Annotated in this window: 13 protein-coding genes; 5 read left to right on the forward strand and 8 right to left on the reverse strand. The window is 60.8% G+C overall.

The features are described from left to right. Window positions 1–49: 49 nt before the first annotated feature. On the reverse strand, window positions 50–403 hold the full coding sequence (locus AC1UK9_RS27555) for a RidA family protein (RefSeq protein WP_025112724.1): 354 nt from the start codon (window positions 401–403) through the stop codon (window positions 50–52). Beyond that, on the reverse strand, window positions 375–1,679 hold the full coding sequence (gene dadA, locus AC1UK9_RS27560; RefSeq protein ID WP_025112723.1) for a D-amino acid dehydrogenase: 1,305 nt from the start codon (window positions 1,677–1,679) through the stop codon (window positions 375–377). The genes AC1UK9_RS27555 and dadA overlap by 29 nt, the downstream gene beginning before the upstream one ends. A 156-nt stretch (window positions 1,680–1,835) precedes the next feature. Here dadA and AC1UK9_RS27565 point away from each other — a divergent pair, with 156 nt between their 5' ends. Further along, window positions 1,836–2,324: an Lrp/AsnC ligand binding domain-containing protein gene (locus AC1UK9_RS27565; RefSeq protein WP_003177284.1), complete on the forward strand. Its 489-nt coding sequence runs from the start codon at window positions 1,836–1,838 to the stop codon at window positions 2,322–2,324. Between the two features lie 109 nt (window positions 2,325–2,433). Here the strand turns inward: AC1UK9_RS27565 and AC1UK9_RS27570 are convergent, their stop codons facing one another. Continuing rightward, window positions 2,434–2,787 carry a YkgJ family cysteine cluster protein gene (locus AC1UK9_RS27570; RefSeq protein ID WP_473013938.1) on the reverse strand — a complete coding sequence of 118 codons (354 nt, stop codon included), beginning with the start codon at window positions 2,785–2,787 and terminating at the stop codon, window positions 2,434–2,436. 147 nt (window positions 2,788–2,934) lie between these two features. Here AC1UK9_RS27570 and AC1UK9_RS27575 point away from each other — a divergent pair, with 147 nt between their 5' ends. Further along, window positions 2,935–4,245, forward strand: coding sequence for an NAD(P)/FAD-dependent oxidoreductase (locus AC1UK9_RS27575; RefSeq protein WP_482578850.1), 1,311 nt, complete (start codon window positions 2,935–2,937; stop codon window positions 4,243–4,245). A 114-nt stretch (window positions 4,246–4,359) separates the two neighbouring features. Here the strand turns inward: AC1UK9_RS27575 and AC1UK9_RS27580 are convergent, their stop codons facing one another. Then, window positions 4,360–4,605, reverse strand: a complete 246-nt coding sequence (locus tag AC1UK9_RS27580; protein ID WP_025112720.1) for a DUF1127 domain-containing protein — start codon at window positions 4,603–4,605, stop codon at window positions 4,360–4,362. Window positions 4,606–4,784: 179 nt separating this feature from the next. Here AC1UK9_RS27580 and AC1UK9_RS27585 point away from each other — a divergent pair, with 179 nt between their 5' ends. Beyond that, window positions 4,785–6,206 (forward strand): aminotransferase-like domain-containing protein, encoded by a 1,422-nt coding sequence (locus AC1UK9_RS27585; RefSeq protein ID WP_473013940.1) that lies wholly within the window; start codon window positions 4,785–4,787, stop codon window positions 6,204–6,206. A gap of 60 nt (window positions 6,207–6,266) precedes the next feature. Further along, window positions 6,267–7,835 (forward strand): phospholipase D family protein, encoded by a 1,569-nt coding sequence (locus AC1UK9_RS27590; RefSeq protein WP_025112718.1) that lies wholly within the window; start codon window positions 6,267–6,269, stop codon window positions 7,833–7,835. 113 nt (window positions 7,836–7,948) lie between these two features. On the opposite strand, the gene AC1UK9_RS27595 is transcribed toward AC1UK9_RS27590, so the two are convergent. After that, window positions 7,949–9,094, reverse strand: a complete 1,146-nt coding sequence (locus AC1UK9_RS27595; protein WP_025112717.1) for an MFS transporter — start codon at window positions 9,092–9,094, stop codon at window positions 7,949–7,951. Between the two features lie 186 nt (window positions 9,095–9,280). After that, entirely contained in the window at window positions 9,281–10,774 is a 1,494-nt protein-coding gene (locus tag AC1UK9_RS27600; protein WP_016985821.1) for an aldehyde dehydrogenase, read from the reverse strand. Between the two features lie 234 nt (window positions 10,775–11,008). Here AC1UK9_RS27600 and AC1UK9_RS27605 point away from each other — a divergent pair, with 234 nt between their 5' ends. Next, the gene (locus AC1UK9_RS27605; protein ID WP_025112716.1) at window positions 11,009–11,371 is read left to right on the forward strand and encodes a cupin domain-containing protein; all 363 of its coding nucleotides are present in this window, start codon (window positions 11,009–11,011) and stop codon (window positions 11,369–11,371) included. A gap of 180 nt (window positions 11,372–11,551) precedes the next feature. Here AC1UK9_RS27605 and rpmG read toward each other — a convergent pair whose 3' ends face one another. Further along, window positions 11,552–11,707 carry a 50S ribosomal protein L33 gene (gene rpmG / locus AC1UK9_RS27610; RefSeq protein ID WP_003177274.1) on the reverse strand — a complete coding sequence of 52 codons (156 nt, stop codon included), beginning with the start codon at window positions 11,705–11,707 and terminating at the stop codon, window positions 11,552–11,554. Window positions 11,708–11,718: 11 nt separating this feature from the next. Further along, window positions 11,719–11,952, reverse strand: a complete 234-nt coding sequence (gene rpmB / locus AC1UK9_RS27615; RefSeq protein WP_003229474.1) for a 50S ribosomal protein L28 — start codon at window positions 11,950–11,952, stop codon at window positions 11,719–11,721. Window positions 11,953–12,333 lie beyond the last annotated feature (381 nt).

The raw sequence follows: 12,333 nt of genomic DNA on the forward strand, positions 1-12,333 counted from the left end.
GCTGACGACGTGAACCGCCAACAGCGCCGGGAGAGGGATCTTTAAACGGTTACGGCAGCGCGGCGACGATAGAGATTTCTACCAGAATGCTCGGCTTGGCCATCTTCGCTTCGACGGTGGCACGGGCCGGTGCAGCACCTTTGGGCAGCCACTCGTCCCACACCGAGTTCATCCCGGCAAAGTGCGCCTCGATGTCGTTCAGATAAATCGTCGCCGACAGCAGATGCTGCTTGTCAGTCCCGGCCAGATCCAGCAAACGCTCGATGTTGGCGAGCACGTCGCGGGTCTGCTGCTCAACCCCGGCGTTGAAGTCGTCGCCGACCTGGCCGGCCAGATACACGGTGCCGTTGTGGCTGACGATCTGACTCATGCGCTCATTGGTGAGCTGGCGCTGGATTGCCATGTTTTGCAGACTCCTGAGGTTTGTTGCCGTAACGGGAAATATCGAGGCCTTCGGCGCTGATCTGTGGTTTTTTCTTCGCCATCAGATCGGCCAGCAAACGACCGGAACCGCACGCCATGGTCCAACCCAGGGTGCCGTGACCGGTGTTGAGGAACAGGTTCTTGAACGGCGTGGCGCCCACGATCGGCGTGCCGTCCGGGGTCGTCGGACGCAGACCGGTCCAGAAGCTTGCCTCGGCCAGATTGCCGCCCTGAGGATAAAGGTCGTTGACGATCATCTCCAGGGTTTCGCGCCGGCGCGGGTTCAGCGACAGGTCAAAACCGGCAATCTCCGCCATGCCGCCAACGCGGATACGGTTATCGAAACGGGTGATCGCGACCTTGTAGGTCTCATCGAGAATGGTCGAGGTCGGGGCCATGTCCGGGTTGGTGATCGGCACGGTCAGCGAGTAACCCTTGAGCGGATACACCGGGGCCTTGATGCCCAGCGGCTTGAGCAGTTGCGGCGAATAACTGCCGAGGGCCAGCACGTAGCGGTCGGCGGTTTCCAGCTTGCCGTCGATCCACACGCCGTTGATGCGATCACCCGCGTAGTCAAGGCGCTGGATGTCCTGACCGAAGCGGAATTCCACACCGAGTTTCACAGCCATTTCAGCCAGGCGCGTGGTGAACATCTGGCAGTCGCCGGTCTGGTCGTTCGGCAGACGCAGGGCACCGGCGAGGATGTCGGTGACATTGGCCAGGGCCGGTTCGACGCGGGCGATGCCGGCGCGGTCGAGGACTTCAAACGGCACACCGGACTCTTTCAGCACGGCGATGTCTTTGGCGGCGCCATCGAGCTGCGCCTGAGTGCGGAACAGTTGGGTGGTACCGAGGCTGCGGCCTTCGTAGGCGATGCCGGTTTCCGCACGCAGTTCGTCGAGGCAGTCGCGGCTGTACTCGGACAGACGCACCATGCGCTCCTTGTTCACCGCGTAACGGCTGGCGGTGCAGTTGCGCAGCATTTGCGCCATCCACAGGTACTGGTCGATGTCGGCGGTGGCCTTGATCGCCAGCGGCGCGTGGCGTTGCAGCAACCACTTGATGGCCTTGAGCGGCACGCCCGGGGCGGCCCACGGCGAGGCATAACCCGGCGACACCTGGCCGGCGTTGGCGAAGCTGGTCTCCATGGCCACGGCTGGCTGCCGGTCGACCACCACCACTTCAAACCCGGCACGGGCCAGATAGTAAGCACTGGCGGTCCCGATGACGCCGCTACCCAAGACCATTACGCGCATTTTTGTATCCCTCATCGCGGCAGGGCCGCGTACGTCTGTTGTTAGAGCAATGATGCGCGCAGTGTAAAAAAGAATGGCCAGTGCTTTTCACTGTATAAGCGCCTATATTTGGCGACAATTCTCGGCAAAAACCCTTTTCACGGAGGCGCATCCCCTATGCGTACCAACACTCAGACCAAACGTGAGCTGGACAAGATCGACCGCAATATCTTGCGGATCCTGCAGGCGGACGGGCGGATATCGTTTACCGAACTCGGGGAGAAGGTCGGCCTGTCCACCACGCCGTGTACGGAGCGGGTGCGGCGACTGGAGCGCGAGGGGATCATCATGGGCTATAACGCCCGGCTCAATCCGCAGCACTTGAAAGGTAGCCTGCTGGTGTTCGTCGAGATCAGCCTCGACTACAAATCCGGCGATACTTTCGAGGAGTTCCGGCGCGCGGTGCTGAAATTGCCGCATGTGCTTGAGTGTCACCTGGTGTCCGGGGATTTCGACTACCTGGTAAAGGCGCGGATTTCCGAGATGGCCTCCTACCGCAAGCTGCTGGGCGACATTCTGTTGAAGTTGCCGCATGTGCGCGAATCAAAAAGCTATATCGTGATGGAAGAAGTGAAAGAGAGCCTGAGCCTGCCGATTCCGGATTGAGGTTTGTGGCGCCCCCTTCGCGAGCAAGCTCGCTCCCACATTTGAAATGTATTTCCCTGTGGGAGCGGGCTTGCTCGCGAATGCGTCGCCACGGTGCCGAGTGAACCCGCTAAACCAGCACCTGCCGATTCGAAGCCATGTACTCGAAGATCTGCTTTTCAACCCGCGGATGAATCAGCTCCACCGGCCCTCGCCCGTTCGGGCAAGGCAACGTCTTGGTCGTACCAAACAACCGGCAGATCAACGGCCGCTCTTCATACACCGTGCAGCCTTCCGGCCCCAGGTGCACACAATTCAACTCGTCCATTGCCGCATCCTGCTCGGCGCGGGTCTTGCGCGGCAGGCGCGACATTTCTTCCGGCGAGGTCGTCACCGGCCCACAGCAGTCATGGCAGCCCGGCACGCAGTCGAACGTGGGGATCTGCTGACGCAGGTCGCGGATTGTCTGGCGGTTGCAGCTCATCGAAACGGTAACCCACATGAAATAGGCGGCGATTGTGCCGCAAAAGCCGTGATCCAGACAGCAACGGCCGACCAGTGTTGCCCCGCTTCGGGCGTGCGGCTTATGCTCCGTCAAATTTTCTCGACACTCAGCCGTTGGACGATGCCCATGAATGCCCGCGCCCGAACCTTCGCGAGCCAACCCCACGTTGCCTCTTACTACGCCGCCAGCAGCCTGCCGCAGCCGGATCATTCGCAGTTGCGGGGTGAAGTGATCGCAGACGTGTGCGTGGTCGGCGGCGGGTTTTCCGGGCTCAACACCGCACTGGAACTGGCCGAGCGTGGCCTCAGCGTGGTGTTGCTGGAAGCGCACCGCATCGGCTGGGGCGCCAGTGGCCGCAACGGTGGGCAGTTGATTCGCGGGGTCGGCCACGGTCTCGATCAGTTCGCCAACGTCATCGGGGCCGACGGTGTTCGCCAGATGAAACTCATGGGCCTGGAAGCGGTGGAAATCGTCCGTCAGCGGGTCGACCGTTTCCAGATCCAGTGCGACCTGACCTGGGGCTACTGCGATCTCGCCAACAAGCCCGGCGACCTCGAAGGCTTTGCCGAAGACGCCGAAGAACTGCGCGGCCTCGGCTATCGCTACGAGACCCGCCTGCTGCAAGCCGACGAGATGCACACCGTGGTCGGCTCCAAACGCTATGTCGGCGGCCTGATCGACATGGGATCCGGGCATCTGCATCCGCTTAACCTGGCGCTGGGCGAAGCCGCTGCCGCGCAGCAGCTGGGGGTCAAACTGTTTGAGCAGTCAGCAGTCACCCGCATCGATTACGGCCCTGAAGTTCGCGTGCACACCGCGCAAGGCTCGGTGCGCGCCAAGACGCTGGTGCTCGGCTGCAACGCCTACCTCAATGACCTCAACCCGCAACTGAGCGGCAAAGTCCTGCCCGCCGGCAGTTACATCATCGCTACCGAGCCACTGAGCGAAGCCCAGGCCCACGCCCTGCTGCCGCAAAACATGGCGGTCTGCGATCAGCGGGTGGCGCTGGATTACTACCGGCTCTCGGCGGACCGGCGCCTGCTGTTCGGCGGCGCCTGCCATTATTCGGGGCGCGATCCGAAGGACATCGGTGCGTACATGCAGCCGAAGATGCTCGAAGTGTTTCCGCAATTGGCTTCAGTGAAGATCGACTATCAATGGGGTGGCATGATCGGCATCGGCGCCAATCGTCTGCCGCAGATCGGCCGGCTCAATGATCAGCCGAACGTGTATTACGCCCAGGCCTATTCCGGGCACGGGGTGAATGCCACACACCTGGCGGGCAAGTTGCTGGCCGAGGCAATCAGCGGCCAGCACAGCGGCGGGTTCGATCTGTTCGCCAGGGTGCCGCACCTCACCTTCCCGGGCGGCAAGCATTTGCGCTCGCCGTTGCTGGCGTTGGGGATGCTGTGGCATCGGCTCAAAGAGCTGGCCTGATAAATAGATGGCGCGATTTAAGACGCCTTCGCGAGCAGGCTCGCTCCCACATTGGAATGCATTTTCCTGTGGGAGCGAGCCTGCTCGCGAATGGGCCTCATGAGCTCCGAAGATTCAGATCCGCCAGAACGGTTTCAACCCCTCCTCCAGCGCCTGCTCGCGGGTCAACCCGACATCCTTGAGTTGCTCCGGCGTCAGGTTCAGCAACGCCTTGCGTGTGTGCAGACGATGCCAGAACAGGCCCCAGCGACTCAGGCCGGACGGTGCGTTGCGCAACATCTCATTGCGCGCACTGTCCCTCTGCCCCGCCTCCAGTTCCTGACTGTGTAACGTCAGCCGCACATCGCTCAAGCCGTTCATTTTTGTCGCTCCTGTTTACTTGGGTAGCCAGAGATTCCATGATGCGCGGGTCGGGAAAAGCATTACAGATTCAACACATCTGTATTAATCCCATACAGATTTGCCGTACCTGAGACTGAATCACCGATTTTTGCCGCATCTGTACTGGTTTAACGAATCACCTGCATCGAGGCAGTGCCATGACCCTGTATGTGAACCTCGCCGAGCTGCTCGGCACCCGCATCGAACAAGGCTTCTACCGTCCTGGCGATCGCCTGCCTTCGGTGCGCGCCTTGAGCGTAGAACACGGGGTTAGCCTCAGCACGGTGCAGCAGGCCTATCGCATGCTTGAAGACAGCGGTCTGGCCACACCGAAACCCAAGTCCGGCTACTTCGTGCCGGTGGGGCGCGAGCTGCCGGAACTGCCTGCGGTCGGGCGCCCGGCGCAAAGGCCGGTGGAGATTTCGCAGTGGGATCAGGTGCTGGAACTGATTCGCGCGGTGCCGCGCAAGGACGTGGTGCAACTGGGTCGCGGCATGCCCGATGTGACCACCCCAACCATGAAACCGCTGCTGCGCGGACTGGCGCGAATCAGCCGTCGCCAGGACATGCCCGGCCTGTATTACGACAACATCCACGGCACCCTCGAACTGCGCGAACAGATCGCCCGACTGATGCTCGATTCCGGCTGCCAGTTAAGCGCCAGCGATCTGGTGATCACCACCGGTTGCCACGAAGCCTTGTCCACCAGCATCCACGCGATCTGCGAGCCGGGTGACATCGTCGCGGTGGATTCGCCGAGCTTTCACGGCGCCATGCAAACGCTCAAAGGGCTGGGCATGAAAGCGCTGGAAATCCCCACCGACCCGCTGACCGGTATCAGCCTCGAAGCGCTGGAACTGGCGCTGGAACAATGGCCGATCAAGGTCATCCAGATCACCCCCAACTGCAACAACCCGCTGGGCTACATCATGCCGGAGTCGCGCAAGCGCGCTCTGCTCAACCTTGCGCAGCGCTTCGACGTGGCGATCATCGAGGACGATGTGTATGGCGAACTCGCCTACACCTACCCACGTCCACGCACGATCAAGTCCTTCGACGAGGACGGTCGGGTATTGCTCTGCAGTTCGTTTTCCAAAACCCTGGCGCCGGGGCTGCGCATCGGCTGGGTCGCGCCGGGACGTTATCTGGAGCGAGTGCTGCACATGAAATACATCAGCACCGGCTCCACCGCGCCACAGCCGCAGATCGCCATTGCCGAATTCCTCAAAGGTGGGTACTTCGAACCGCATTTGCGGCGGATGCGCACTCAATACCAGCGCAATCGCGACGTAATGATCGACTGGGTCACGCGTTATTTCCCGGCCGGCACCCGCGCCAGCCGCCCGCAGGGCAGTTTCATGTTGTGGGTCGAATTGCCCGAAGGTTTCGATACGCTGAAGCTCAATCGCGCGCTGCATGACCAAGGTGTACAGATTGCTGTCGGCAGCATCTTTTCCGCCTCGGGCAAGTACCGCAACTGCTTGCGGATGAACTACGCTGCCAAACCGACACCGCAAATCGAAGACGCGGTGCGCAAGGTCGGTGCAGCCGCGATCAAATTGCTGGCCGAAGCCGACTGACCTTTTTCGAGTGATCAGCGTCCATATGCCGACCTTTGCCGCCGACCGGAACGTTCCTACGTGAGCTTCAGACAGCCCCTACTCGCTTTGCTGATGTTCGCCTCGCTCCTGAGCGGCTGCGCCAGCCTCGACGTCCCGCGTGAGCCAAGCCAGGCCCTGCCGGCGTCAGACTCCAGCTTCGGCCGCTCGATTCAGGCCCAGGCCGCGCCCTATCAGGGCCGCTCAGGTTTCCGCCTGCTGTCCAACAGCACCGAAGCATTCACCGCCCGCGCCGAGCTGATCCGCAACGCGCAGACCAGCCTCGACTTGCAGTACTACATCGTCCATGACGGCGTCAGCACACGGATGCTTGTGGAGGAACTGCTCAAAGCGGCCGACCGTGGCGTGCGCGTACGCATCCTGCTCGACGACACCACCAGCGACGGCCTCGACACGATCATCGCCACGCTGGCGGCGCATCCACAGATCCAGATCCGCCTGTTCAACCCTCTGCACCTGGGCCGCAGCACCGGCGTGACCCGCGCCGCCGGACGCTTGTTCAACCTGTCGCTGCAGCACCGGCGCATGCACAACAAATTGTTCCTGGCGGACAACAGCGTGGCCATCGTCGGCGGGCGCAATCTGGGTGACGAGTATTTCGATGCCGAGCCGAACCTGAACTTCACCGACATCGACATGCTCAGTGTGGGACCTGTGGCCGAGCAACTCGGGCACAGTTTCGACCAGTACTGGAACAGTGCGCTGAGCAAGCCGATCAACGAGTTCCTCTCCAGCAAACCGACCGCCAAGGACTTGCAGAACACTCGCACGCGCCTGGAAGAATCGCTGGATGAAACCCGCAAACAGAATCACGCGCTGTATCAACAGCTGATGACGTTCAAGACCGCACCGCGCATGGATGTCTGGCGCAAGGAACTGATCTGGGCCTGGAACCAGGCGCTGTGGGATGCGCCGAGCAAGGTGCTGGCCAAGGACGAACCGGACCCGCAACTGCTGCTGACCACGCAACTGGCGCCGGAGCTCAAAGGCGTCAACAAAGAGCTGATCATGATCTCGGCGTACTTCGTGCCCGGTCAGCCGGGGCTGGTGTACCTGACCGGGCGCGCCGACGCCGGGGTGTCGGTGAGCCTGCTGACCAACTCACTGGAAGCCACCGACGTGCCGGCGGTGCACGGCGGTTATGCGCCATACCGCAAGGCGCTGCTGGAACACGGGGTGAAGCTGTATGAACTGCGCCGTCAGCCTGGGGATAACTACGGCAGCGGCCCGCATCTGTTTTACAGCAAGTCGTTTCGTGGCTCGGATTCCAGCCTGCACAGCAAGGCGATGATATTCGACCGGCAGAAGGCGTTTATCGGCTCGTTCAACTTCGACCCGCGCTCGGTGCTGTGGAACACCGAAGTCGGGGTTCTGGTCGACAGCCCGGAACTGGCCGAACACGTGCGCGAACTGGCCCTGCAAGGCATGGCGCCAGCGCTGAGTTACGAGGCGAAACTGCAGGATGGGAAGATCGTCTGGGTGACCGAGGACAACGGCCAGACCCACACGCTGACCAAGGAACCGGGGAGCTGGTGGCGGCGGTTCAATGCGTGGTTCAGCACCGCCGTAGGCCTTGAGCGGATGCTGTAATCACGGTTGTCCCTTGTGGGAGCGGGCTTGCTCGCGAATGCGGTTTTACATTCAGTCAATGTACTGACTGACACACCGCTTTCGCGAGCAAGCCCGCTCCCACAGGGAAGCATTCAAGCAGGCTGTGCTTCGGTGCCGAATGCACCTTGGCGCATCAGCAGTATCACCAGCCCAAATGCGCCGACCGCCATCAACAACGGCAACGCATGCCCGCTGATCCATTGGCTGCCCGCCCCCGCCATCAAAGGCCCGATCAGACAGCCAACACCCCACAGCTGCGCAATGTGCGCATTGGCCCGCACCAGCGCATCGTCGCGATAGCGCTCGCCGATCAGGATCAGTGACAAGGTGAACAAGCCGCCAGCGCTGGCACCGAACAATACCCACAACGGCCAGATCAGCAGCGTATCGATCAACAGCGGGATCGCCAGGCTCGACAACATCAGGATCACCGCGCAGCCGGTGAACAATGTGCGCCGCGAGAGATAATCCGCCAAGGCGCCAATCGGCAATTGCAGCAGGGCGTCACCGACCACCACGGTGCTGACCATCGCCAGCGCGATCTCGGCGGTGAAGCCCTGCTGCAGGCAATACACCGGCAGCAGGGTCAGGATCATCGCCTCGAATGCTGCAAACAACGATACCGCCCAGGCAATCGCCGGCAACTCGCGGGCAAAGCCCCACAGATCGCGGAAGGTCACGCTGCTGGCTTCACTGCTCGGCGCACCGCTGCGCCCCAGCAACAACAAGGGCGAAACCAGCAACAGCCCGACGCCCACCCAAAACCCGTAATCGTGCTCAGTGCCGAGCGCGCCCAGTAGCAGCGGACCAGACAGTTGGCTCAACGCATAGCTGCTGCCATACAGCGCCACCAGACGCCCGCGCCAGTTCTCCACCACCAGTTGGTTGATCCAGCTCTCGCCAAGGATAAACACGATGGTCAGGATCACCCCGATCATCAGACGCAGGACCAGCCAGATCGGATAACTCGGCAACAGCGCCAGCAACCCGATCGACAACGCCCCGGCCCACAGGCACAGGCGCATCAGGTTCGCCGTGCCGAAACGCGCCGCCAGATGGCTGGAAATCTTCGCCCCCAGCAACACGCCAATTGCCGGCATCGCCGCCATCACACCAATGGCGAAGGCGCCGTAACCCCAGCCCTCGAGGCGCAATGACACCAGCGGCATGCTGACCCCCAGGGCCAGACCGACACTCAAGACAGACGCCAACACGGCGAAATACGTCGCCCAACGCATGGTCCACGCTCCTGTGGATATTCTTGTATGCAGCACAAAACCACTGTGGGAGCGGGCTTGCTCGCGAATACGGTTTCACATTCAGCAAATGTGCTGACTGATACGCCGCTTTCGCGAGCAAGCCCGCTCCCACAGGGGATCTCTGTATGTTCGGGAGCCTGAACGACCCAGGCTCCCGCTAAAGGCTTACAGCTTGATCCACGTCGCCTTCAGCTCGGTGTACTTGTCGAACGCGTGCAGCGACTTGTCACGACCGTTGCCCGACTGCTTGAAGCCACCGAACGGCGCAGTCATATCGCCGCCGTCGTATTGGTTGACCCACACGCTGCCGGCACGCAGGGCCTTGGCGGTGAGGTGCGCCTTGGAGATGTCCTGGGTCCATACCGCAGCGGCCAGGCCATACGGCGTGTCGTTGGCGATCTGGATCGCTTCTTCGGCAGTGTCGAACGCGATGACCGACAGCACAGGGCCGAAGATCTCTTCCTGAGCGATCTTCATCGCGTTGCTTACGCCGTCAAAGATCGTCGGCTCAACGTAAGTGCCACCGGTTTCCTGCAGGATGCGCTTGCCGCCAGCCACCAGTTTGGCGCCATCGGTGTGGCCGGATTCGATGTACGACAGCACGGTGTTCATCTGCTGGGTATCGACCAGCGCACCGACGTTGGTCGCCGGATCCAGCGGGTTGCCCGGCTTCCAGGTTTTCAACGCCTCGATCACCATCGGCAGGAATGTGTCCTTGATCGAACGCTCGACCAGCAGACGCGAACCGGCGGTGCAGACTTCGCCCTGATTGAAGGCGATAGCGCTGGCGGCGGATTCGGCAGCGGCCTGCAAGTCCGGCGCATCGGCAAACACGATGTTCGGGCTCTTGCCACCGGCTTCCAGCCACACGCGCTTCATGTTCGATTCGCCTGAGTAAATCATTAGCTGCTTGGCGATCTTGGTCGAACCGGTGAACACCAGAGTGTCGACGTCGTTATGCAGGGCCAGCGCCTTGCCAACGGTGTGACCGTAGCCCGGCAGCACGTTGAGCACGCCTTTTGGAATACCGGCTTCAACGGCCAGCGCAGCGATACGGATGGCGGTCAGCGGGGACTTTTCCGACGGCTTGAGGATCACCGAGTTACCGGTCGAAAGCGCAGGTCCCAGTTTCCAGCAGGCCATCATCAACGGGAAGTTCCACGGCACGATGGCGCCGACCACGCCCACTGGCTCGCGGGTGACCAGACCCAGTTGATCGTGCGGCGTGGCGGCGACTTCGTCGTAGATCTTGTCGATCGCCTCACCGCTCCAGCTCAGCGCTTGCGCCGCACCTGGCACGTCGATGTACAGCGAGTCACTGATCGGCTTGCCCATGTCGAGGGTTTCGAGCAGCGCCAGCTCCTCGGCGTGCTGCTTGAGCAGGCCGGCGAAACGAATCATGGTGGCTTTGCGTTTGGTCGGCGCCAGGCGCGACCAGACGCCGGAATTGAACGTGGCGCGGGCATTTTCCACAGCGCGCTGGGCGTCGGCGGCATCACAGCTGGCAATCTTGCCCAGCAGACGGCCATCGACCGGGCTGATGCACTCGAAGGTCTCGCCGGAGACGGCGTCGGTGTATTCGCCATTGAGGTAGGCGCGGCCTTCGATCTTCAGGTCGCGGGCGCGTTGTTCCCAATCGGCACGAGTCAGGGTGGTCATTCGAGTGTCCTCCTCTTGTTGAATAGAGCGCCGCGTTCTTCGCGGTCGTCTTCAGGAATGCTGCCCGGCCAGCCTGCTTTTCGGCCCAAGGCACCCGCCACCCTAAACCAGCGGCCGGGGTTGTTTCAATATATTTGACATAAGCGCGCTATACGGCCTTGCGGTGTTCATTTTAATAAACATAGACTTTGGCCCTTTCAAGCCAACGCGCCGTCATCACGGGAGAAAACAACAATGAACATCCAGAACGTCGTCGACATCAGCCTGACCAGCAGCGAAGCCGAACGCTATCGCCCGGACCCGGCCAAAGTGCTCAAAGGTGACCCTGAACAAGCGGTGTTCCATCAATACGAAAGCCCTTGTGGGCAAATGGGCGTTGGCGTGTGGGAAGGTGCGGTTGGCCAATGGACGGTGAATTACACCGAACATGAATATTGCGAAATCCTGCAGGGGGTTTCGGTGCTGCGTGACAGCGATGGCAATGCCAAGACGTTGCGTGTTGGTGATCGCTTTGTGATTCCGGCAGGGTTCCGCGGCACTTGGGAAGTGCTGGAGGCTTGCCGCAAGGTCTATGTGATCTTTGAACAGAAGGCCTGAGGATTTTCGCTGATATTACCGGCCCCTTCGCGAGCAGGCTCGCTCCCACAATGGAATGCGGTCGAATGTGGGAGCGAGCCTGCTCGCGAAAGCGTCGCAACAGTCAGCACAAAACTCCAGGCAACAAAAAAGGCCCGTATCGTGAGATACGGGCCTTTTTTGTAAGTCGGGAAAAATCAATTACTTGATTTTGCCTTCCTTGTAGATCACGTGCTTGCGAACAACCGGATCATATTTCTTGATCTCGATTTTGTCCGGAGTAGTACGCTTGTTCTTGTCGGTAGTGTAGAAGTGACCAGTACCGGCGCTCGAGATCAAACGAATCAATTCACGCATGATTAGCTCCCTTAAATCTTGCCATCGCGGCGAAGTTCGGCGAGCACGACACTGATGCCACGCTTGTCGATGATGCGCATGCCTTTGGCAGATACGCGCAGACGCACAAAACGTTTCTCTTCTTCAACCCAGAAGCGGTGATGCTGCAGGTTCGGCAGGAAACGACGACGGGTTTTGTTGTTTGCGTGGGAAATGTTATTCCCGGTTACCGGACCCTTACCGGTAACTTGACATACTCTCGACATGCCTCAGCCCTCTAAAACCACATGCCCAACCCGGCATGGGTTGGCCGCTTAATCTCTCAGTCATTTGGCGCCAGGCGCCGCGTTTCTTTAGAGGTCTTACCGGCTACACCTACAGTGAAGGAACCGGGCCCCTAGAAAAGAGCGCTGCTTTATACCAGAAAGACCGGGGTGCAACAACAATGGATGTGCAATCAACCGGCAAAAAGGCGCTTTTTCCGGCTGCGGACGCTTTGGATAAAGGCTGCCGCGAGTTTTGACCACTCGTCGCAGAAAACCGCTCTCCAGGGCGTTTCCGACTTTTCGCCACGCGCCGCGGTCTGAAAAACGCCACTGCGCTGCCCCAAAAATGCAAAAAGGGGATAGTCATTTGCAATCCAGCCC

The organism is Pseudomonas sp. AK-TSAG1-1, assembly GCF_056821665.1.

Bases quoted from the DNA above. Each gene is read 5' to 3' on its own strand.
- AC1UK9_RS27555 (WP_025112724.1), bottom strand. From the start codon at position 403: ATGGCAATCCAGCGCCAGCTCACCAATGAGCGCATGAGTCAGATCGTC.
- dadA (WP_025112723.1), bottom strand. From the start codon at position 1,679: ATGCGCGTAATGGTCTTGGGTAGCGGCGTCATCGGGACCGCCAGTGCT.
- AC1UK9_RS27565 (WP_003177284.1), top strand. From the start codon at position 1,836: ATGCGTACCAACACTCAGACCAAACGTGAGCTGGACAAGATCGACCGC.
- AC1UK9_RS27570 (WP_473013938.1), bottom strand. From the start codon at position 2,787: ATGAGCTGCAACCGCCAGACAATCCGCGACCTGCGTCAGCAGATCCCC.
- AC1UK9_RS27575 (WP_482578850.1), top strand. From the start codon at position 2,935: ATGAATGCCCGCGCCCGAACCTTCGCGAGCCAACCCCACGTTGCCTCT.
- AC1UK9_RS27580 (WP_025112720.1), bottom strand. From the start codon at position 4,605: ATGAACGGCTTGAGCGATGTGCGGCTGACGTTACACAGTCAGGAACTG.
- AC1UK9_RS27585 (WP_473013940.1), top strand. From the start codon at position 4,785: ATGACCCTGTATGTGAACCTCGCCGAGCTGCTCGGCACCCGCATCGAA.
- AC1UK9_RS27595 (WP_025112717.1), bottom strand. From the start codon at position 9,094: ATGCGTTGGGCGACGTATTTCGCCGTGTTGGCGTCTGTCTTGAGTGTC.
- AC1UK9_RS27600 (WP_016985821.1), bottom strand. From the start codon at position 10,774: ATGACCACCCTGACTCGTGCCGATTGGGAACAACGCGCCCGCGACCTG.
- AC1UK9_RS27605 (WP_025112716.1), top strand. From the start codon at position 11,009: ATGAACATCCAGAACGTCGTCGACATCAGCCTGACCAGCAGCGAAGCC.
- rpmG (WP_003177274.1), bottom strand. From the start codon at position 11,707: ATGCGTGAATTGATTCGTTTGATCTCGAGCGCCGGTACTGGTCACTTC.
- rpmB (WP_003229474.1), bottom strand. From the start codon at position 11,952: ATGTCGAGAGTATGTCAAGTTACCGGTAAGGGTCCGGTAACCGGGAAT.